The following is a 20,866-nucleotide window of genomic DNA, read 5'->3' as shown; positions in this document are numbered from 1 at the left end:
CAAGTCCGTTCTCGGACGCGATGCCAAGCGTCCCGGGGCAGGCCGACCTTGCGAAGAGGATCTGCGCAAGAATCGATCGTGGCCCTGAACGATCTTCCCGCGGACGAACTCCACTACCTCGAGATCGGCGAGCTCTCGCGCCGGCTTGCGACGCGCCGGGTCTCGCCGGTCGAGCTCACCGAGGCGATGCTGCGCCGCATCGAGCGCGTCGACCCGGCCTTGAAGTCCTATGCGTTGGTCACGCCGGAGCTGGCCCTGGCCCAGGCTCGGAGCGCGGAGCAGATGATCGGCCGGCGTCAGATCCTTTCGCAGTTGCACGGCGTGCCCGTCGCCGTGAAGGATCTCTGCTGGACCGAGGGCATCGCGACCGCGGCGGGCATGCCGCTGCATTGCGACTTCGTGCCCGCTGCCGACGCCACCGTCGTCCGCAGGCTGCGCGAGGCCGGTGCAATCCTGCTCGGCAAGCTCCAGCTCACCGAAGGCGCCTTCGCCGATCACCACCCCGAGATCGCGCCCCCGGTCAATCCCTGGCACCGTGACCACTGGTCCGGCGCGTCGTCGAGCGGCTCGGGGGTGGCGACGGCCGCCGGCCTGTGCTTCGGCTCGCTCGGCTCCGACACCGGAGGCTCGATCCGCTTTCCCTCGGCAGCCAACGGCAACACCGGGCTGAAGCCGACCTGGGGCCGGGTCTCCCGGTTCGGCTGCCACGAGCTGGCCGCCTCGCTCGACCACATCGGCCCGATGTGCCGCAGCGCCGTCGATGCCGCGATCGTGCTCGGGGCGATTGCCGGCAGCGACCCTCTCGATCCCACGGCGCTCCGCAGCGACGTCCCTGACTACCTGGCCGCCGACGACAGCAGCCTGCGCGGCGTCCGCATCGGCTTCGACGAGCGCTACGCCTTAGAGGGAGTCGATGCAGATACGCGTGGCGCGGTCGAGTCGACGCTGGCGGCGATGCGCTCGCTCGGCGCGGCCCTCGTGCCGATGCGGTTTCCCGATGTCGGCGCGGCCGTCGCCGACTGGGGACCGCACTGCGCCGTCGAAACGGCGGTCGCGCACGATGCGACCTTTCCGTCGCAGCGCGATCGCTACGGGCCGGGGCTGGCCGGCCTGCTGGACGCGGGCCGATCGTTGTCGGGCATGGCGTACCAGCGCATCCTGTTGCGCCGTCGCGATTTCGGCGGCCGCGTGGTCGCCGCGCTCGAGAGGGTCGATGCGATGCTCCTCCCGGCTCAGCCGATCGCCGCCCCCACGGTGGCCCGCATGGCCATGCTGGGCCGGGTTCCCGCCGAACTTGCGGCGCTGACACGCTTCACCGCGCCGTTCGACCTGTCGGGGCACCCGACCCTGACCGTGCCGGTCGCGTTCACGGCAAGCGGTCTCCCGATCGGCGCGCAGTTCGTGGGCCGCCATCTCGGAGAACCGGCGATCCTGCGCGTCGGCCGCGCTTTCCAGCGCGTTACCGACTGGCACCGCCGCCACCCGAAGCTCTAGCGGCCTCCGGTGGGTGCCTCGCACCGTCCTGCGCGCGAAATCACGCGGACGGCCGTTCCGCTGCTTCGGCGTCGATCAGGGTCGTCAGGAGACGCTCGAGCTGGCGCGCGTTGCGATCGCCGAGGAGCGCCTGCAGGCCAGCGTGGTGCTGGTCGACCTTGCCTTGCAGCTCCTGCAGCAGGGCGAGGCCGGCGTCGGTGGCGTAGACGAGGACACGGCGGCTGTCCTCCGGGTCGGCGGCGCGCTGGACGAGCGACCTGCCCACCATGCGGTCGACCAGCTTGGTCAGCGTCGGCGGATTCATCTGCAGCTGCTCGGCGATCTCGCCCATCGTGTGGCCTTCGCCGTCGGCGAGCAGGCGCAGGACTCGCCAATGATCCGAGGTGATGCCGTCGCGTCCGAAGGCGCGATCGAGCCGCTCGCCGACGACGCGACTGGCGCGCTCGAGCAGCAGTCCGAGATGGGGATCGAGCCGGTTCATGCTGTGCTATTGTAGAAGTCGCTTTCCACGGAAAGCAAAGAAGGGGATGGCAAAGCCCCGACGCTCGCACGCGGGCCCATGGGGAGTGACGATGCCCGAGATGGCGGTCGACAGCTGCGCCGGCGCTAAGAGCGTGCCATCGCAGGTCCGCGCGCGTCGTGCCGCTGCCCGTCGCGAGGCGCTGGCCGAGGGCGCCGACTTCGTCGTCGGACTGCTCGTCCCGATCAACGGCTCCGCAGGCATCTGGGGGCCCTCGTCCATCGCCTGTGCACAGCTCGCCCAGGCGGAGATCAACGCCGGCGGCGGCTTGCTCGATCGCCGCGTCCGGCTGCGCGTGATCGACTCGTCGGACGAAGCCATCGAGGTCGGCAGCGTCACGGCCGGCCTCATGAACGCGGGCGCGATCGATGCCATCGTCGGCATGCATACCAGCCAGGTTCGCCAGCGCGTCCTCAAGGACGTCGCGCGGCAGATCCCGTATGTCTACACGCCGCTCTACGAAGGCGGCGAACGCACGCCGGGCGTGTTCGCCATCGGCGAGACGCCGGGTCAGCAGCTGCGGCCCGCCATCGAGTACCTGGCCAGCCGCTATTCGGCACGGCGCTGGATGTTCATAGGCAACGACTACGTGTGGCCGCGCGTGTCGCATCGGCTCGCCGCCCGGTACGTGGACGGGCAGGGCGGCGAGGTCGTGGCCGACCGCTACCTGCCGTTCGGCACCGAGGATTACTCGGAGCTGCTCGACGAGATCACCCGGCTGAAGCCGCATGCAATCCTGCTCTCCCTGGTCGGCCAGGACGCGGTTCAGTTCAATCGCGCGTTCGGGCGCTGCGGCCTGTCGCGCGACACGTTCCGGCTCTCCTGCGCCATCGAGGAAAACGGCCTGTTGGCGATCGGCGCCGACAACACCGATGGCCTCTTCGCCTCTTCAGGCTACTTCGCGTCGCTCGACAACGACGCGAACATGGCGTTCAAGGAGCGCTACTACAACCATTTCGGACAGCGCGCGCCGACCCTCAACGCGCTCGGCCAGTCGACCTACGAGGGCGTGCACTTCATGGCGGCCCTGGCGCGGCGGGCAGCGGAAGGCGACGCACCCCTGCTCGGCAACCTGGCCGCGCCGCTCGAGTTCCGCTCGGTGCGCGGCACCTCCTATCGCGGCAACGAGTGCTGCTCGCATCCCGCCTATCTCGCCGAGGCGGGGGGCCACTTCTTCCAGCGGCCGGTGGCCCTGTAGCGGGCCCCGTCTTCTTCTCGTTCGGTCTGGGCCGTGACGAACTCGGCAAGGTCCCTGCTATAGTTTCCACGGAAAGTAATGCGCAGGGTGCGCTGGCTGTCGACGCCATCGCCCTGTCGTTCGAGGGAGTGACCCATGACCCTGCTGGCCTGGCTCTTCGGCCTGATCGTCGCGATCGTCGTCATCGCCGTCGCGGTGGCGTTCCTGAACCGCTTCTATCGCAAGACGTCGAGAGACATCGCCCTCATCCGCACCGGCTTCGGCGGCCAGAAGATCGTCCTCACGGGCGGCACGCTGGCCCTGCCGTTCCTGCACAAGGTCGACGAGATCAACATGCGGACCTTGCGGATCGAAGTCAGCCGCACCGGCGCCAAGTCGCTGATCACCGAAGACCGCATGCGGGTCGACGTCGAGCTCGAGTTCTATCTGCGCGTGCAGCCGACCGTCGAGGGAGTCGCCACGGCCGCGCAGGCGATCGGCTCGAAGTCGCTCAGCCCGGACGGGGTCCGCAACCTCCTCGAGGGCCGCTTCATCGACGCCATCCAGGCGACCGGCGCCACCTTCACCATGGATTTCCTGCATGACAAGCGCGCCGAGTTTGTCCGGACGATCCGGGAATCGGTGCGCGAGAACCTGGCGCACAGCGGCCTGCAGCTCGAATCGGTCTCGTTGACGCGGATGGATCAGGCGGCGTTCGCCTCGCTGGACGACAACAACGCCTTCAACGCGGTCGGCCTGCGCAAGCTGGCCGAGATCATCGCCAACAGCAAGAAGAAGCGGGCCGAGATCGAGGCAGACGCCGACATCTCGGTGCGGCAGACGCAGCTCGCGGCGACCAAGCAGCGGCTCAGCCTGTCCCGCGAGGAGGAAGAGGCGCAGATCGGCCAGCGGCTCGAGATCGAGAAGCTGAAGTCGTCCAGCGACGCCGAGACCGCCCGGGCCCGCGAGCAGTCGACCGTCGCCTCCGAGAACGCGCGCATCGAGCGCGAGCAGTCGACTCGCGTGGCCGAGATCCAGAAAGCTCGCGAGCTGAGGAAGCTGGAGATCGAGGCCCAGCTCAGCTCGGAGGTGAGGAAGGTCGACAGCTCGATCGCCATGGCGACCAAGCATGCCGAGGAGGCGAGGGCTCAGGCGCAGGCGGAGCTGGCGCGTACCGAGATCGTGCTGGCGCAGGAGCAGTTGCAGACCGAGCGCGAGCGCGCCGTTGCCGACCGTTCGCGCGAGATCGCCATCAAGCGCGAGCAGGAGCGTGGCGAGGTCGAGACCTCCAAAGCCCAGAGCGAGACGGCGGTGCTGCTGATGAACGCCAAGGCCGCGGCCTCGGCCACGACGACCCGGGCCGAGGCGCATCGCGTGCGCCTGAAGGCGGAGTCGGAAGGGGCGCGGGCGATGATCGACGCCGAGAACTCACGCACCACGGAGCTAATGCACCTCAAGCTCGAGCAGCACCGCCTCGACCGGCTGCCGGAGATCATCGCCCAGATGATGAAGCCGGCGGAGAAGATCGACAGCATCCGGATCCACCAGGTTACCGGCTTCGGTGGCTCGTCGAACGGCCAGTGGAGCGGCGGCGCCGGCGGAGAAGGGGCCCAGCGCGCCCCGGTCACGCAGGTGATGGACAGCATTCTGGGCATGGCCTTGCAGCTGCCGGCCATGAAGAGCATCGGCGATTCGATCGGCGTGGACTTGTCTGCGGCGGTGGGTGGCCCGAAGGGAGGAGCCCCGGGTCCGGACGCTCCGGATTCCAAAGGCGACAGGTCGTCGCCCAAGGGCTGACGCCGGGCTCGCGTCGTTCGTCGCCATCCGGCGCCTCAATCACAGCAGGAGATTTCCATGAAGTTCTCACGTCGTCATTTCATCGCTTCGACGTCCGGCGCTGCCGCCGGCATTGCGCTGCCCTTCCATGCCTTCGGCCAGGGCGCGGCGATCAAGCTCGGCTCGGTCCTCGACAACTCGGGCAACCTCGATGCCTACGGCAAGCCGATGGTGCTGGCGACGACGATGGCGGCCGAAGAGATCAACGCCGCCGGTGGCCTGCTCGGCAGGAAGATCCAGGTCGTCCAGTACGACACCCAATCGGACATCGCTCTCTACACCAAGTACGCACAGCAGCTGGCGCGCGACGACAAGGTGGACGTCGTCCACGGCGGCATCACCTCGGCCTCGCGCGAGGCGATTCGCCAGACCTTCCGCCGCGCCAACATCCTCTACTTCTACAACGTCCTCTACGAAGGCGGTGTCTGCGACCGCAACTGCGTCGTCACCGGCACGACGCCGGCGCAGGCGGTCGAGCCGATCGTCGAGATCGCCCAGAAGCAGTGGGGCAAGAAGGTCTATGTCCTCGCCGCCGACTACAACTACGGGCAGATCACGGCCAAGTGGGTCGCGCACTACGTGAAGCAGCGCGGCGGCTCGGTGCTGCAGACCGATTTCTTCCCACTCGACGTCGCCGACTTCGGCTCCACGATCGCGAAGATCCAGGCCGCGAAGCCCGAGTCGGTTTGCGCCGCGCTCGTCGGTGGCGCCCATCTTTCGTTCTTCCGGCAGTGGGCGGCGTCAGGGATGAACAAGAAGATTCCGCTTTTCTCGACCACCTTCGGGGTGGGCAACGAGCATCTGGCGCTTTCGCCGGCCGAAGGCGACGGCATCCTCATCGCGGGCAACTACAGCCAGGAGGACCCGTCGCCCGCGAACAAGGAGTTCCTCGCGCGCTGGGCCAAGCGCTTCGGTGACACCAAGATCGTCCACGAGATCGCCGTTTCGCAGTACCAGGGCATCAAGCTCTGGGCCGAGGCGGTGAAGAAGGCGGGCTCGCTCGATCGCGACAAGATGCTGAAGGCCATCGAATCCGGGATCAGCATCGAGGGCCCCGGCGGCCAGGTCAAGATCGACCCCGTCACCCACCACGCCTCGCTCGACATCAAGGTGATGGAGGTCAAGGGCCAGAAGCTGACGATCAAGCAGGCCTTCAAGCAGCGCGCCCCGAGCGACACGGCCGCTTCGTGCAACCTGGCCAAGAATCCGAACGAGAACAAGCAGTTCGAGGTGACCATCTAGGAAGCGCAGCGGCGACCCGAGCCCGCCTTGGACTACGCAGCCGTCGTCTTTCTCGAGATCCTGTACATGATCGCCTTCCTCGCGCTGACGAGCGCGGGGCTGGCGGTCGTGTTCGGGATGATGCGGGTCATCAACCTCGCCCACGGCGAGTTCGTGATGCTCGGCGGCTACGTCACCATCTTCGCCCACCGCGCGGGCTTGGACATCTGGTTCGCGATGCTCGTTCTGGCGCCGTTCGTGGTCGGCCTGGTTGGCCTCGTCGTCGAGCGCCTCGTCATCCGCCGTCTCTACGGACGCATGATCGACACGATGCTCGCCACCTGGGGCTTGAGCCTGCTTATGGTCGGCCTGGTGACGCTGATCTTCGGCAACACCGCGGTGAGCGTCACGGCGCCGATCGGCGCCTACCAGGCGGGTGCGTACCAGATGGGGGGCTACAACCTCTTCATCATCGCCGTCGCCACGCTGACGATGCTCGTGCTCTGGATGATCCTGCGCTACACGCGGGTCGGCCTGATCGCGCGCGGAGCGATGCAGAACGCCGACGTCGCCTCTTCGCTCGGCTACAACCCGCAACGCATCTACATGTGGACCTTCACCGCCGGGGCCGCCCTCTCGGGTCTCGCCGGCGCTGTCCTGGCGCCCCTCACGGGCCTCCTGCCTTCCTCGGGCGCGCTCTACATCGCCAAGTCGTTCATCACGGTCATCACCGGTGGCGCGGCGATCATCTCCGGCACCCTGGCGAGCTCGATGATCTTCGGCACGGTCAACCAGATCGTCTCGTTCGGCTCGACGCCGGTGATCGGGGAGATCGCCATGCTGGCGCTGGCGATCATCCTCCTGCGGCTGATGCCGCAGGGCATCACCGGCCGCTTCTTCAAGAACTCGACATGACGGGCGGACCCGCATTCGGTGTCGGGCGGATCCGATGGGGCTGGTTCATCGTCGGCTGCGTCGTTGCCCTGGTCCTGCCGGCGGTCACCGGGACGAACACACCGACCCTGCTCCTTATCTGGGCCCTATTCGCAATGTCGCTGGGCCTGATGTGGGGCTTCGCCGGCATTCTCAGCTTCGGGCATGCCGCCTATTTCGGGCTCGGCGCCTACACCTACGCGATCGCGGCGATGACGGTGGGCGAGAGCACCGGGCCGCTGCTGCTCGCGATCGTTCTTCCCGCCGCGGCAGCGGCCGTCATCGGCGCGATGATGTTCTACGGCCGGATCAGCGACGTCTACATGGGCGTGATCACGCTGGTCGTCACGCTGATCCTGTTCAAGTTCATGAATGCGACGGCGGGCGACGCCTATCGCATCGGCCCGGTCCGGCTCGGCGGCTTCAACGGCATTCCGGCCTTCCCCGTCCTGAACCTGCCGGGGGATCCCAGCGTCACGGCCTTCGGCACGCCGTTCTACTACGTCGTCTGCGGCGCGCTCGTGCTCTGCTACCTGCTCTGCCGCTGGATCCTCGGCTCGTTCTTCGGCAAGGTGCTGATCGGGATCCGCGAGAACGAGGCGCGCGTCGAGCTGCTCGGCTACAGCGCGCCGGCGTACAAGACGGCGATCTTCACCATCAGCGCCGGCATGGCCGGCCTCGCCGGCTGCCTGATCGCGAACTGGGCCGAGATCGTCACGCCGGGCGTGTTCAGCCTCGGCCAGTCGGCCGAGGTGATCATCTGGACGATCGTGGGCGGGCTCGGCACCCTCGTCGGGCCGCTGCTCGGTGCCATCGTCCTCGGTTATCTGAAGCTGCTGCTGGGCCAGCAGACCCTGATCGACAACTCGCTCGTCCTCGGCGCGATCCTGATCCTGGTCGTCCTGCTTCTGCCGAGCGGCCTGCTGCCGACCCTGGCACGCTGGCGTGCCCGGCGCGAGCAGGCCGGCGTCAGCCGCCGCCAGGCGAGCAGCACCCGGCGCCGGCGCGGCCATCGCGGAGACAAGCCGTGAAGGCGGTACGGCGAGTGACCGCGCCCGAGGGGACCGAGTGACCGAGACGGTGCTGGACACCCGTGACCTGTCGATGCGCTTCGGCGGCGTGCAGGCGGTCAACAGTGTCAATTTCTCGCTCGCCGATCGCGAGCTGCGCTGCCTGATCGGCCCGAACGGGGCCGGCAAGAGCACCTTCTTCAAGTGCCTTACCGGCCAGATCCGGCTCGACCACAGCCACGGCCGTGTCTTCATCCGGGGCCAGGACGTGACCGGCTGGCGCGCCTACGAGATCGTCCGCCTCGGCGTCGGCATCAAGACGCAAGTGCCGTCGGTGATGAACGGCCTCACCGTCGAGGAAAACCTCTGGCTGTCAGCGCGCCGTGTCGGCACACGTGAGCAGACGCAGGACGCCGTCGCGGAGGTGATGCAGCAGATGGCCCTCGAGCCGATCGCCCGGCGCCTGGTCGGCGAGCTCGCGCATGGCCAGCGCCAGCTCGTCGAGATCGGCCTGGTCCTGGCCCAGCGGCCCTGGCTGCTGCTGCTCGACGAGCCCGCCGCCGGCATCACCGGCGCCGAGGCCGATCAGCTCGTTCGCATCATCCACGAGGTCAACCAGAAGGCGACCGTGGTCGTGGTCGACCACGACATGCAGTTCGTCCGCATGCTCGGCGGCCGGGTCACCGTCATGCACCAGGGCGCGGTCCTGCGCGAAGGACCGGTCGACGAGGTGCTCGCCGATGCAAAGGTGCGCGAGGTCTACATCGGGGGCCGCGCCAAGTGATCGAAGCCGGATCTCCGATCGGTGCAGCCGCTGCGGCGAGCGACGTCGTCCTCGAGGTTGCCGGCCTGCGGGCCGCCTATGGCCACGTGCCGGTGCTGCACGGCATCGACCTCCAGCTCGGGCCCGGCGAGGCGATCGGCATCGTCGGCCACAACGGCGTCGGCAAGACCACCTTCATGAAGGCGCTGATCGGCCTGGTGCCGACGACCGCCGGCCGGATCTCGATCGACGGCATCGACGTGACGCGGATGAAGGCGCACGACCGCAGCCGGCTGGGCATCGGCTACGTGCCGCAGGGGCGCGGCATCCTGCCGGGCCTGACCGCGCTCGAGAACCTGCGCCTCGCGTGGACCGCCGACTCGGGCGACACCGAGCCAGCGGCGATCGAGCGTGTCGTCGACACCCTGCCACGGCTGGCGACCATCCTCGATCGCAAGGGCGGAGCGCTCTCGGGTGGCGAGCAACAGATCCTCGCCCTCGGCCGTGCCCTCATCGCGGTGCCCTGGCTGCTCCTTCTCGACGAGCCGTCGGAAGGCATCCAGCCGTCGATCGTGCAGGAGATCGGCGAGATCCTCGCCGGCCTGCGCAAGCGCGACAAGCTGTCGCTCGTCGTCGTCGAGCAGAACCTGGATCTCGTCCTCGATGTCGCCGACCGCATCGTCGTGATGGAGCGCGGTCGCATCGAGCGGGAGGTCGACGCGCACACGGCCCAGGCCGGCGGCATCGCCGAGCTGCTGGGGATGGGCAAGATGAGGATGACGCGGCCGGCGGGTTCGGGGCCTGGCGCGCCGTCCCGTCCTACCCCAGCCCCGTCAGCGCGCGGAGAGGCCAGGTCCGGCGATGCGGCCGCGACTTTGTCCGCGGGTCGTGCCGACATGAACACCTACGCCCTTCCCGGGCTGCCGGCGGGTCGCGTCGCGGCTCCGGCACCGCCCGTATCGGCTCGCACCGCGCCACTGTCCCGCTCCCAGTCGACGGCTTCGCCTTCGGCAGTTTCCCGAGGTGATTCCATGACCATGGTCAAGCGACCCACGCTCCAACAGATGAAGCGGATCGTCGAAAAGCTGCACATGAGTATGTCCGACCAAGAGGTCGGCGAGTACCTCGAAGTGCTCGAAGGCACGATGCTCGCCTACGACCGCGTCGATCAGCTGCCCGACTACCTGCCGGAGGTGCGCTACCCGCGCACGCCCGGAACCCGGCCCTCGGCGGCGGAGAACGCGCTCGGCGCCTGGTATGTCAAGACCGAGATCAAGGGCGCACCTTACGGCCCCCTGGCGGGCAAGCGGATCGTGATCAAGGACAACATCTGCCTGGCCGGCGTGCCGATGATGAACGGTGCCTCGTCGCTCGAAGGGTATGTCCCCGATATCGACGCGACCGTCATCACGCGCATCCTCGATGCCGGCGGCACGATCGTCGGCAAGGCGCACTGCGAATCTTTCTGCCTGTCCGGGGGCAGCCACACCTCGCAGGCCGGTCCGGTGCACAACCCGTACAAGCTGGGCTATTCCGCCGGCGGTTCGTCCAGCGGCTGCGCCGCGCTGGTCGGCTCGGGCGAGGTCGAGATGGCGGTGGGCGGTGATCAGGGCGGCTCGGTCCGCATGCCTGGCTCGTTTTCCGGCTGCTACGGGATGAAGGGCACCCATGGGCTCGTGCCCTATACGGGCGCGATGCCGATCGAGGCAACCATCGACCATCTCGGGCCGATGACCGGCACGGTCGCCGACAGCGCCTTGCTGCTCGAGGTGATCGCCGGTTCCGACGGTCTCGACCCGCGACAGTACAACGTGCGCGTGGACAAGTACACCGCTGCGCTCGGCCGCGGCGTCGCCGGGCTTCGGATCGGCGTCCTGACCGAAGGCTTCCAGCACGACAACTGCGAGCCCGATGTGGTGCAGAAGGTCCGCCAGGCCGCAGAGCGGCTGCGCGGCCTGGGCGCGTTGGTCGACGAGATCTCGATACCGATGCACCTCGACGGCGTCGCGATCTGGACGCCGATCGCTCTCGAAGGCCTGCAGGCGCAGATGATGAACGGCAACGGCATGGGCTTCAACTGGGAGGGCCTGTACACGACCAGCCTGCTCGACGCGCATTCCAACTGGCGGGCTCGCGCCAACCAGCTCTCGCGCACGCTCAAGATCTCGATGATGGCGGGCGAGTACTTCATGAAGACCTATCGCGGCCACTACTACGCCAAGGCGCAGAACCTGTCTAGATTGCTCAGGAAGACCTACGACCAGGCACTGACCCGCCACGATCTGCTGCTGATGCCGACCACGCCGATGAAGGCGACGCCGATCCCGGCGCAGGACGCGCCACTCGCGCTCTACTGCCAGCGCGCCTTCGAGATGCTCGCGAACACCGCGCCGTTCGATGTCAGCGGCCATCCGGCCATGAACGTGCCCTGCGGGTTGTCGGCCGGGCTGCCGGTGGGCATGCAGCTGGTCGGAGCGCACTACGCGGAGTCCACGATCTACCGCGCCGCGCATGCCTTCGAGCAGCTCGGCGACTGGCGCAACTTCTGAGGGGCAAGGGCGACCGGATCCACATGTCGGCAAACCCGTTCCGCTCCGACTGGCTCGCCGGCGGTCGTGACGACCGGCAGCGGCCCCCAGGCACGCTGTCGTACGTGTCGGGCTCGACCGACGAGCCGCTCCGCTTCATCACCCTCTCCCACCAGCTCGACAAGACGGTCGCCCGCCATGGCCCCCGCGACGCGGCCATCTTCGACGCCGAGCACCTGCGCCTGTCGTGGTACGACCTCAAGCAGCGCGCCGACGAGATGGCTGCGGGCCTGCTCGCGCTCGGCCTGCGTCGCGGCAACCGCGTCGGCATCTGGGCGCCAAACCGGCACGAGTGGATCGTCACCCAGTTCGCGACCGCGCGGATCGGCTTGGTATTGGTCAACATCAACCCGGCCTACCGCCGGACCGAGCTCGAGTACGCGCTCGCCAAGGTCGGCTGCCGCGCGCTCGTCATGGCCCGGGCCTTCAAGGGCACCGACTGGCTCGGCATGCTCGCCGAGATCGCACCCGAGATCCACCTGAAGGGCCGGACCGAGGTGCTCGACAGCGTGCGCCTTCCCGAGCTGAAGCACGTCGTCCTGCTCGGCGACGAGCCGGTGCCGCCGCGCTGCCTCTCCTATCGCAGCCTGCTCGCCCTGGCCGGCCCGGCGCAGCGGGCGCGCCTCGACGCCCTCGCCGGCGCGCTCGATCCCGACGACGCGATCAACATCCAGTTCACGAGCGGCACCACGGGGTCGCCCAAGGGTGCCACGCTGTCGCACTTCAACATCGTCAACAACGCGCGCTTCTGCGCAAAGGCCATGGCGCTGGTGCCTGCCGACAAGCTCTGCATCCCGGTGCCGCTCTACCACTGCTTCGGCATGGTCCTCGGCGTGCTGTGCGCGACGACGTCGGGCGCGACGATGGTGTTCCCCGGCGAGAGCTTCGACGCCGGCGAGACGCTGCGCTCGATCGCGAGCCACCGGTGCACGGCGCTGCACGGCGTGCCGACGATGTTCGGCGCGATGCTCGAGCATCCCGACCTCGCCCGCCACGATCTTTCATCGCTGCGCACCGGCATCATGGCCGGCGCGCCGTGCCCGATCGAGACGATGCGGCGAGTGATCTCGCGGATGCACATGAGCCAGGTGACGATCGCCTACGGAATGACCGAGACGGCTCCGATCTCGTTCCAGTCGAGCCTCGACGACCCGCTCGAGCGGCGCGTATCGACCGTCGGCCGGATCCAGCCGCACATCGAGGTGAAGATCGTCGACGGGGCCGGCCGGATGGTGCCGGTGGGCACGGCCGGCGAGCTGTGCACGCGCGGCTACGCCGTGATGCGCGGCTACTGGAAGGACGAGGCGCGCACGCGCGAGGCCATCGACGAGGCCGGCTGGATGCATACCGGCGACCTGGCGACCCTGGACGCGGACGGCTACGCCAACATCGTGGGTCGCGTGAAGGACATGCTCATCCGCGGTGGCGAGAACGTCTATCCACGCGAGGTCGAGGAGTACCTGCTGCGCCATCCGGCGATCCAGGATGCGCAGGTTTTCGGGGTGCCAGACCCGAAGTACGGCGAGGAGGTCTGCGCCTGGGTGATCGCTCGCCGCGGCCATGCGCTCGACGACGTGACGGTGCGCGACTTCTGCCGCGGCCAGATTGCCCACTACAAGGTACCGCGCTACGTGCGTGTCGTCGAGCAGTTCCCGCTCACCGCGACGGGCAAGGCGCAGAAGTTCGAGATGAGGAAGGAGATGATGAACCTGCTCGGCCTGCGCGAAGCGCGAACCGCCTGACGCCACCGAGGTTCCCGAGGCCACCAGGCGGCGCAGCATCGTCGCCCGCCCGGCGTGCTGCGGCGGCGGGCGGGTAGGTGACCGGTCCTTGCAGCTCGGACGCCGGCACCGTCGGCCCGTAGGCGATCGCGTCGTGAGTCGAGCCGCGGTTCTGGATGCAGCCCGACGGCGCCCTGGGAGGCGGACAAGCCGCCCTCGAGGATGAAACCGGGCCGGTCACGCGAAAGTGCAGCGGTCTCGGCCCTGGTCCTTCGAGGCGTACAGCGCTGCATCGGCCGACTTGAGCAGCGCGGATGCATCGAGCGCGCCGCCTTCGTAGCGGGCCACGCCGATGCTCACGGTGACCGCGAGGGGCCTGCCGTCCACGTCGAACGGGGCGCGAAGGGCGGAAAGGATGGTCTGCGCAAGATCGGCCAGCCTCTGCCGGTCGATTCCCTCGAGCACGATCACGAATTCGTCGCCGGCCAGGCGCGCGACCAGGTCGGTCTTGCTCGTGGCGGTATTCATCCGTTCCGCGAATCCGCGGAGCACCGTGTCGCCCACGGCATGGCCGTAGGCATCGTTGATGTCCTTGAAGCGGTCGACATCGAGGAACATGACGGCCATCGGCAGCTCGGAGCGTCGCGTCCGCGCCATCGCCTGATGCAGCGACTCCTCGAACTGGCGCCGGTTGGCAAGGCCGGTGAGTCCGTCGACCCGGGCCAGGCGGTCGAGCTGGCGCTGCGTTTCCTTCAGGGCGGTGATGTCGAAGGTCAGCGCGTAGAACCCCTGGACCGAGCCGGCTGGATCCCGGTCCGGGATGTAGTCGGACTGGTAGTGGAAGAGCCGCCCGCCGACGCTGGCCGAGCTCTGGAACGTCACGGTCTCGCCAGCGAGCGCCGCCTGGAAGTGCGGAGCCAGCTCGGCGTGCAACTCATCGCCGCGGCAGTCCCGCATCGTCCTCCCGAGCATGGCCTCAGGATCGCTGCCGAAGATCTTGCCGACGTGCGCGTTCACGAAGCGATAGCGCTGTTCACGGTCGACGTAGCTGATCATGGCGGGCAGGTTGTCGGCGATCATGCGCAAGCGCCTTTCGCTGCCGGCCAGGGCGTCAGCCACTCGCCTGCGATCCGTGATGTCCTGGAACGCACCGATCAGGCGGGTGGTGGTTCCACCTTCCTGAACCGCCTTGCCCTGGGCCCGCACCCACAACTGGCGCCCGCGCGCCGTAACGAACGGGAGCTCCAGGTCCCAGGGCTCGCCGTGATCGATCGCGGCCTGCACGGCAGCACGGATGACGGGCTGCGCCTCGGCCGCGTAGAAGTCGATGTTGCTCGCCAGCGCGATCGGACTGCCGGGTTCGAGATCGTGAATGCGATAGACCTCGTCGGTCCATTGGATGGTATGGGTCCGAAGATCGAGCTCCCACCCGCCCACGTGGGCCATGGCACCCATTTCACCGAGGAGGTCGGTCGCCTGCTGCAACGCGCGTTGCGCGCGGGCGCGGTCCGAACTGTTCTGCTCGGCAGCCATCGTCCGTTCGCGCAGTTCGAGCAACGCCGCCGCCTGCCGCGCCAACGCCTGGAGCGCCCGCAACTGGCTGGGGCTCACCTTGCGCGGTTCGGTGTCGATGACGCAGACCGTGCCGAGCGCCTCGCCGCTGTGGAGGACGATCGGCGCTCCGGCGTAGAAGCGGATGTTCGGCGCCCCGGTGACCAGGGCATTGCCGGCGAAGCGGGGGTCCTGCAGGGCATCGGGCACCACGAGCACCGAGGCCGGCTCCACGACGGCGTGCCAGCAGAATGCGAGATCCCGATGCGTCTCGGCCACGTCGAGCCCGAGGCGCGCCTTGAACCACTGCCGCTCGTGATCGATCAGCGACACCAGTGCGATCGGGGTGCCGCAGATCTCGGAGGCGAGCAGCACGAGGTCGTCATACACCTGTTCGGGCAGGGTATCGAGAATGCGAAGGCGCTCGAGGGCGCGCTGTCGCGCCTCATCGCCGTCATGCGTCGAACTTGTACTGCCGGACATTCGAGGCAGAGTGTCCCCGGCAAACGTCGTCGACGGCTCAACCAAGAGCGGTTTTTCGTTTGGTTTTCACGAGGCGCGACAGATGCGCCGGGTCGGCGGCGTGGCGCAGGGGTCTGCAAGGCAGTGACTGGTCCGCCGACAGGGCTCTAAAGGGCGCTGCAACCCGCACGTAGTTTCAGTCTGGAGTTGGAGTTGACTACCTTTCGCGGACGGGTAGGCGCTTGGATTCGAGCGGGTTCGGTGGAGTGTCGCGATGCAGACTTGTCCACCTGCGGCGTGGCGCCAGCCAAGCAAACGCCGGCGGTGGTCAAGTCGTGTTCGGCGGAACGTTCGTAGTCGATCGGCGAGCTCTGGCCGAGCGCGCTGTGCCGTCGCCTCGGGTTGTACCAACCCTCGATGTAGCTGAAGAGCGCGAGTCGGGCCTCGGTCTTGGTCGTGAAGCTGTTGCGGTCGATCAGCTCCCACTCGAGGCTGGCGAAGAAGCTCTCGGCCATGGCGTTGTCGTAGGCGTCGCCGACGCTGCCGGTGGAAGGGCGCACGCGCGGCGATCGCACTGTCCTCGACACCCCCGGCCTTGCAATGTCTGCACGGTACGATCCGTACAGGCGCTCAGCCATCGAAGACTCGTCTCACTCACACAGACCCTCCGTGACTGGCTCGAATTCTCTGCACTTTCTGCGCGACGGCGGCGAGATGGGCAGTCTGATGCGTGGCCACGACTGGTCCGCGTCGACGCTCGGGCCACCTGGACGCTGGCCGCAGTCGCTTCGCACCGTAGTCCGGCTCATGCTCAATACGGGGCATCCGATGTACATCTGGTGGGGCCCGCAGCTCGCCTGCCTGTACAACGACGCCTATCGGAAGTCCATCGGCCCCGAGCGGCACCCGTGCTCGCTCGGGCGTCCCGCCCGCGAGGTCTGGAGCGAGATCTGGCCGATCATCGGGCCGCAGATCGAGCATGTGATGGCAGGTCGCGGTGCCACGTGGAACGTGAATCACCTGGTGCCCATTACCCGCCACGGGCACCTGGACGACGTTTACTGGACCTACAGCTACAGCCCGATTGACGACGAAAGCTCGCCCGGAGGGATCGGGGGTGTCCTGGTGGTGTGCACAGAAACGACCCAGCACGTCGTGGCCGCCCGTCAGTTGTTGCTCGAGCGCGATCGTCTGGCCCACTTGTTCGAGCTAGCACCGATCTTCATGGCCCTGTTGGAAGGGCCGGAGCACAGGATCACGATCGCCAATCCCGCCTACCTGCAGCACATCGGCGATCGGGCGGTCATCGGAAGGACGGTCGCAGATGCTTGGCCGGAGGCGGCTGCGCAGGGGTATCTCGGTCTCTTGGACGGCGTCTTCGCCAGTGGTACCGCCTACCGCACGAGTGGCGCTCGGTACGAACGGTGGGTTGAAGAGGGCAGGGCAATCGACGAGCGCTTTGTCGACTTCGTCTACCAACCGATCAAGCATGCAAGCGGCGATGTGGCCGGCATTTTCGTCGTCGGCGCCGACGTGACGGATCGCGTGCGAGCGCAGGAGTCCACCCGTGTAGCCGACTCCACGCTGCGCGCGGCGCTCAAGGCCGGCCGCATGGGCTACTGGGAGACAGATCACGTCACGGGAACGAGGACCTGGTCCGATGAAGGCATGAAGCTGTTCGGCCTCGATCTGGCCAATCGACAAGGTCGACTCGGCGGGCCCGACGACGAGTATGTCGCCGCACTCCATCCTGAGGACCGGTACCTGGCCCAGAACTTCCAAGAGCTGGCGGAACGACAAGATTCATTTGCGGCCGAGTACCGCATCGTGCATCCGAACGGAGCCATCCTCTGGCTGTCCGGTCGTGGCGCGGTCACCCTCCGCGCGCCTGACGGGAAGCCTCTGCGACTTGTCAGCATCATGGCCGATGTAACGGAGGCGAGGAACGCGGAGCAAGTTCTCCGCCAGGAGCGGGAGCGGCTCCGGCTCGCCTTCACGGCGGGTCAGATGGGGGCGTACGAGCTTGACATCGTCACTGGCGCGCTCTGGTGGTCGCCTGAGACGTATCGATTGTTCGGTGTTGATCCGTCGGCTTTCGCTCCAAGCCCCGACAGCATCATGGAACTCGTCCATCCGGAGGACCGCGCCGGCTTCATCCAGAGACGGACGGACGCCATTGCTCAACGGTCGCCTTTTTTCGATGAGGTTCGAATATGCCGACCCGGCCAACACGAAGTGTGGCTCGCCTACCGGGGCCAGGCAGAGTACGACCCGTCGGGACGGCCGACACGCACGTTCGGCATCGTCATGGACATCACGGAACGCAAGCGGGCCGAGGAGCTGCTGCGCGACGCGGACCGCCAGAAGGACGACTTCATTGCCACCCTGTCGCACGAGCTGCGCAATCCCTTGGCGCCGATCCGCAACGCCGTGGCTGTACTCCGGCGCGTCGGAGCATCGGACCCGCGTGCCGTTCAGTGCCTCGGCCTGCTCGAGCGCCAGACCGCGCAAATGACGCGTCTCCTCGACGACTTGCTCGACGTGTCCCGTTTAACCAGGGGGCAACTGAACCTCCGACTGCAACAGGTCGAGTTGGGCGCGGCGATCGAACAAGCGGTCGAGACGGCCCGGCCTTTCATTGACAACGGCGGACACGACCTGAGCGTTGCCATCGCGCACGAGCCCATGTTAGTGAACGGCGATCTGACGCGCTTGGCGCAAGTGCTCTCGAACGTCTTGATCAACGCGGCCAAGTACACCCCGCCTCGAGGTCTTATCGGCTTGGCTGCGAGGCGCGAAGGGCAGCTCGCCGTGATCAGCGTTGCCGATACTGGCATAGGCATCGCACCAGAGCACCTCAACGAGGTCTTTCGCATGTTTGGGCAAGTCGAGTCAGCCCACGACATGGCGCAGGGGGGGCAAGGTATTGGCCTTGCGCTCGCACGGCATTTGATTGAATTGCATGGAGGTTCGATCCAGGCACGCAGTGAGGGCGTGGGTCGAGGCAGCGTGTTCGAGGTACGGTTACCGCTGAGCTGAAGCCACTGTCCGCAGGCGAACTCGAAGTGCCCAGATGTCATCGAGTATTGGAAGCCGCCCTTTGGCCGTAGGTCTTGCCCTTGTTCCATGGCTGACGGTGACCATCGCTGACCCGATCTCATGATGGAGTCCCATCAGCTCAACGGGCAAGAGAGATGCGCATCGCATTCGAGTCGACACATCTCGGTGGGTAGGCGGTCTGCCAGGTGCTTGTCGAGCGGCAGCTCCCTGGCGCAGCTGCGAACGATCACTGCCGGGCAGAACCGGACAGCGCAAAGCCATCAGCCACCGAGATCCAATGGGCGCAGCCGAGTGGCGAATGCCGGCGACGTCCTCGAGCTGCGACACCGGTGCATCAGACGGCCCACAAAAGCCGCGCCGCCGCCCGGCGGCCGCAGCGGCGGCAGTCAAGTCGATCGTCGCGCGAGCCGCTCGACCAGCGCCTCGAGTTCGTCCAGATCGAAGGGCTTCCTCAGCGGATGGGCAGTCGGGCCGAGCGACCGGGCGACGTCCCTCAAGTCATCGCCGGAGCAGACGATCACCGGCAGCCTCGGGTTCTGCCGAAGGGCCTCGCGCGCCACGTCGAGGCCGGAGCCGTCGGGCAGGTTGATGTCCGTCATCAGCAGGTCCACCTTCTGCTCGCGCATCGCCTCGCGCGCGCCGGCGCCGTCAGCCACACTCACGATCCGGCGATCCGCAGCGGCGAGCAGCTCGGCGAACGACTCGCGAATGTAGTCGTTGTCTTCGACATAGAGGATGACGAAAGGGTTGGCGGTCATGGCTGGCGGCTGCTCGATTCTGTGCGATCTTGCAACTGGGGCGGGCCGCTGCCCTCATGGAGCCCCGTCTCGACACGCTCGCGGAAGATCGTGGGCAACGCAGGCCGGCCACTTCGGTGCGGCCTATTTGGCTTCTGATGACCAGGGGAAATTGATGAAGTTTTCGCGTGTATCGAAACAGATGTTGCCGTACATCTTCAGATACAACGCGCGCCGCGACGGGTCGGCATACACCGCACCGGGGTTTGCCGTATCCCTTTCATAGTCCGCGATGTTGGAGCTGGTGAGCGCCCTGGGCAAAATGTCCATGGCCTGTGGAATGGACTTACCGTCCAGCCAATCGGCGGCCTGCTGACCCATCGCATAGCCGAATATGGACGAGGCAAGGCTGATGCTCGCCTTGTAGGGGCTGTCGCCTTTCTTGATTTCGACGACCGCTTCCTGCTCGCCGTCGATACCGCCCAGAAACTGGTCCGCCCGCGCCTTGCCCGCTTCGCGCAATGCCGCCAGGGCTCCCAGCACCACCGTGTCCGCGCCAAGCACCACATCGACGCTCGATTGCGCCAGCAGGATCGTCTTCATCGTGCGATATCCGCCCTCCTTGTCGACCGTGGCGGGCGAAATGTCGGCCACGATCGTCACGCCCGGGAGTGCCCGCAGCGTATCGCGCATGGCGGTGAAACGCGGCGCCAGAAATTGCAGGCCGTCATGCGTCAGCAGCACGACCTTGGCCTTTCCGCCAAGCCGCGCGCGAATGTAGTTCGCCGCCGCTTCCGCCAAAACCTTGCCGGTCAGGTATTGCGGCGCGTTCAGCACCGTCGTCGCCGGCGGTGGCACGATGGCACCCACAGCGGCGCCCGCGCCGATGACCTTCTTTAAGGCAGGCGCAAGCGACGGCGGATCGATCGGCGCCACCACGATCGCGCCCGTCTTGTCGGTCGCGATGTCGCCCACCTGTCTGATCATCAGCGCACGATCGTTGTTGGCAAAGGCGACGCTATAGCCGAGGCCCCGCGCCCGCGCCGCGGCCTCCAGCCCGCGTCCGGCGCCCTGCATGAATTCGCGCCTGTTGTCCTGCACGAATACCAGCTTCTTCTGCAAACCAGTAGGCGCTTTGCAGGAAGCCCGTGCCGCATCGAATGCGGGCAACTTGACCGGCGTGGTCAGCCCCTCGCCGCCAGAGGCAAACGAAGCGCCGCTGAGACACAGAAATAAAGCAACCGCAGAAGGCGTGAATTTCATCCCCATGCCCTACGCATTCGCCGTTGTGAGCACCAGCCGCGCCAACGTACCCGGCGCGCGATTGATGTATTCCACCCGCGTGTGCAGCGCCGACGCCATCGTCTGGATGATCTTGCTGCCCAGGCCCGTGCCCGCACGGGCGGCGTTTGGCGCGATCCCCACGCCGTCATCCTCGACCGTCAGCTCGGCCTTGCCGTCGGCCAATCGCTTCAGCCGCACGCGCACCTCGCCGGGCTTTTCACCGGGATAGGCATACTTGAAAGCGTTGGTGACCAGTTCCTGTACGGCCACGCCGAGGTTGACGCTGGCGTCCGTGCTTAGCGACATCGGCTCCAGGTAGCACTTCAGGATGGCGGTGTGGCCGTCCTTCCTCATCGCCGTTTCCAGGTTGCCCAGCATGGTGCCCAGATAATCGTCCAGCGCCACGTTTGTCACATCTCCTGATGTATAGAGGCTCTTGTGAATCAGCGAGATCGCATTGATCCGCGATTGCGTTTCGCGCAGCGCATCCTTGGCTGCCGTATCGGTGA

Annotated in this window: 15 protein-coding genes and 2 pseudogenes; 11 read left to right on the top strand and 6 right to left on the bottom strand. The window is 67.2% G+C overall.

The genetic code is table 11. The annotated features are described in order from the left end of the window. The first annotated feature begins 75 nt into the window (after positions 1 to 75). Complete coding sequence (locus tag AC30N0_RS03170; protein WP_489516509.1) at positions 76 to 1,494, top strand: amidase; 1,419 nt, start codon at positions 76 to 78, stop codon at positions 1,492 to 1,494. Between the two features lie 40 nt (positions 1,495 to 1,534). Here AC30N0_RS03170 and AC30N0_RS03165 read toward each other — a convergent pair whose 3' ends face one another. After that, positions 1,535 to 1,975 carry a MarR family winged helix-turn-helix transcriptional regulator gene (locus AC30N0_RS03165; RefSeq protein WP_489516481.1) on the bottom strand — a complete coding sequence of 147 codons (441 nt, stop codon included), beginning with the start codon at positions 1,973 to 1,975 and terminating at the stop codon, positions 1,535 to 1,537. A gap of 91 nt (positions 1,976 to 2,066) precedes the next feature. On the opposite strand from AC30N0_RS03165, the gene AC30N0_RS03160 reads away from it, so the two are divergent. From AC30N0_RS03160 to AC30N0_RS03120, 9 genes and pseudogenes are all read left to right on the top strand, one after another. Beyond that, entirely contained in the window at positions 2,067 to 3,212 is a 1,146-nt protein-coding gene (locus AC30N0_RS03160; protein WP_489516480.1) for a substrate-binding domain-containing protein, read from the top strand. Positions 3,213 to 3,347: 135 nt separating this feature from the next. Further along, complete coding sequence (locus tag AC30N0_RS03155; protein WP_489516479.1) at positions 3,348 to 4,988, top strand: flotillin family protein; 1,641 nt, start codon at positions 3,348 to 3,350, stop codon at positions 4,986 to 4,988. Between the two features lie 57 nt (positions 4,989 to 5,045). Then, positions 5,046 to 6,269, top strand: coding sequence for an urea ABC transporter substrate-binding protein (locus AC30N0_RS03150; protein ID WP_489516478.1), 1,224 nt, complete (start codon positions 5,046 to 5,048; stop codon positions 6,267 to 6,269). Between the two features lie 27 nt (positions 6,270 to 6,296). After that, positions 6,297 to 7,163, top strand: a complete 867-nt coding sequence (locus tag AC30N0_RS03145) for a branched-chain amino acid ABC transporter permease (protein ID WP_489516477.1) — start codon at positions 6,297 to 6,299, stop codon at positions 7,161 to 7,163. Further along, positions 7,160 to 8,212, top strand: a complete 1,053-nt coding sequence (locus tag AC30N0_RS03140; protein ID WP_489516476.1) for a branched-chain amino acid ABC transporter permease — start codon at positions 7,160 to 7,162, stop codon at positions 8,210 to 8,212. The genes AC30N0_RS03145 and AC30N0_RS03140 overlap by 4 nt, the downstream gene beginning before the upstream one ends. Before the next feature lie 37 nt (positions 8,213 to 8,249). Further along, the gene (locus AC30N0_RS03135) at positions 8,250 to 8,975 is read left to right on the top strand and encodes an ATP-binding cassette domain-containing protein (RefSeq protein WP_489516475.1); all 726 of its coding nucleotides are present in this window, start codon (positions 8,250 to 8,252) and stop codon (positions 8,973 to 8,975) included. Continuing rightward, a pseudogene (locus tag AC30N0_RS03130) lies at positions 8,972 to 9,493 on the top strand (ABC transporter ATP-binding protein); the annotation flags it as partial. The gene AC30N0_RS03135 and the pseudogene AC30N0_RS03130, both read left to right, overlap by 4 nt. A gap of 498 nt (positions 9,494 to 9,991) precedes the next feature. Then, positions 9,992 to 11,503 carry an amidase gene (locus tag AC30N0_RS03125; protein WP_489516508.1) on the top strand — a complete coding sequence of 504 codons (1,512 nt, stop codon included), beginning with the start codon at positions 9,992 to 9,994 and terminating at the stop codon, positions 11,501 to 11,503. A 23-nt stretch (positions 11,504 to 11,526) separates the two neighbouring features. Next, on the top strand, positions 11,527 to 13,284 hold the full coding sequence (locus tag AC30N0_RS03120; RefSeq protein ID WP_489516474.1) for an AMP-binding protein: 1,758 nt from the start codon (positions 11,527 to 11,529) through the stop codon (positions 13,282 to 13,284). A 216-nt stretch (positions 13,285 to 13,500) separates the two neighbouring features. Here the strand turns inward: AC30N0_RS03120 and AC30N0_RS03115 are convergent, their stop codons facing one another. Further along, positions 13,501 to 15,342 carry a sensor domain-containing diguanylate cyclase gene (locus AC30N0_RS03115; protein WP_489516473.1) on the bottom strand — a complete coding sequence of 614 codons (1,842 nt, stop codon included), beginning with the start codon at positions 15,340 to 15,342 and terminating at the stop codon, positions 13,501 to 13,503. Positions 15,343 to 15,623: 281 nt separating this feature from the next. Next, a pseudogene (locus tag AC30N0_RS03110) lies at positions 15,624 to 15,836 on the bottom strand (integrase core domain-containing protein); the annotation flags it as partial. Positions 15,837 to 15,945: 109 nt separating this feature from the next. On the opposite strand from AC30N0_RS03110, the gene AC30N0_RS03105 reads away from it, so the two are divergent. Then, on the top strand, positions 15,946 to 18,315 hold the full coding sequence (locus tag AC30N0_RS03105; RefSeq protein ID WP_489516472.1) for a PAS domain-containing protein: 2,370 nt from the start codon (positions 15,946 to 15,948) through the stop codon (positions 18,313 to 18,315). A gap of 407 nt (positions 18,316 to 18,722) precedes the next feature. Here the strand turns inward: AC30N0_RS03105 and AC30N0_RS03100 are convergent, their stop codons facing one another. The 3 genes from AC30N0_RS03100 to AC30N0_RS03090 form a co-directional block, all read right to left on the bottom strand. After that, on the bottom strand, positions 18,723 to 19,094 hold the full coding sequence (locus AC30N0_RS03100; protein WP_489516471.1) for a response regulator: 372 nt from the start codon (positions 19,092 to 19,094) through the stop codon (positions 18,723 to 18,725). Between the two features lie 123 nt (positions 19,095 to 19,217). Continuing rightward, positions 19,218 to 20,342: a sugar ABC transporter substrate-binding protein gene (locus AC30N0_RS03095; protein ID WP_489516470.1), complete on the bottom strand. Its 1,125-nt coding sequence runs from the start codon at positions 20,340 to 20,342 to the stop codon at positions 19,218 to 19,220. A gap of 3 nt (positions 20,343 to 20,345) precedes the next feature. After that, positions 20,346 to 20,866, bottom strand: a 521-nt coding sequence (locus AC30N0_RS03090) for a sensor histidine kinase (protein ID WP_489516469.1), incomplete at its 5' end; no start/stop codon positions are given.

The sequence above is a fragment of the Rhizobacter sp. genome, assembly GCF_031412495.1.
In the GTDB taxonomy this organism is placed as follows: domain Bacteria; phylum Pseudomonadota; class Gammaproteobacteria; order Burkholderiales; family Burkholderiaceae_C; genus Schlegelella_A.
This window is presented reverse-complemented; position numbering and strand designations above follow the sequence as displayed.

What these genes read in the sequence shown, in the direction of transcription:
- AC30N0_RS03125 (WP_489516508.1), top strand. Translation starts at nt 9,992, where the DNA reads ATGGTCAAGCGACCCACGCTCCAACAGATGAAGCGGATCGTCGAAAAG.
- AC30N0_RS03160 (WP_489516480.1), top strand. Translation starts at nt 2,067, where the DNA reads ATGCCCGAGATGGCGGTCGACAGCTGCGCCGGCGCTAAGAGCGTGCCA.
- AC30N0_RS03140 (WP_489516476.1), top strand. Translation starts at nt 7,160, where the DNA reads ATGACGGGCGGACCCGCATTCGGTGTCGGGCGGATCCGATGGGGCTGG.
- AC30N0_RS03155 (WP_489516479.1), top strand. Translation starts at nt 3,348, where the DNA reads ATGACCCTGCTGGCCTGGCTCTTCGGCCTGATCGTCGCGATCGTCGTC.
- AC30N0_RS03150 (WP_489516478.1), top strand. Translation starts at nt 5,046, where the DNA reads ATGAAGTTCTCACGTCGTCATTTCATCGCTTCGACGTCCGGCGCTGCC.
- AC30N0_RS03095 (WP_489516470.1), bottom strand. Translation starts at nt 20,342, where the DNA reads ATGGGGATGAAATTCACGCCTTCTGCGGTTGCTTTATTTCTGTGTCTC.
- AC30N0_RS03100 (WP_489516471.1), bottom strand. Translation starts at nt 19,094, where the DNA reads ATGACCGCCAACCCTTTCGTCATCCTCTATGTCGAAGACAACGACTAC.
- AC30N0_RS03120 (WP_489516474.1), top strand. Translation starts at nt 11,527, where the DNA reads ATGTCGGCAAACCCGTTCCGCTCCGACTGGCTCGCCGGCGGTCGTGAC.
- AC30N0_RS03165 (WP_489516481.1), bottom strand. Translation starts at nt 1,975, where the DNA reads ATGAACCGGCTCGATCCCCATCTCGGACTGCTGCTCGAGCGCGCCAGT.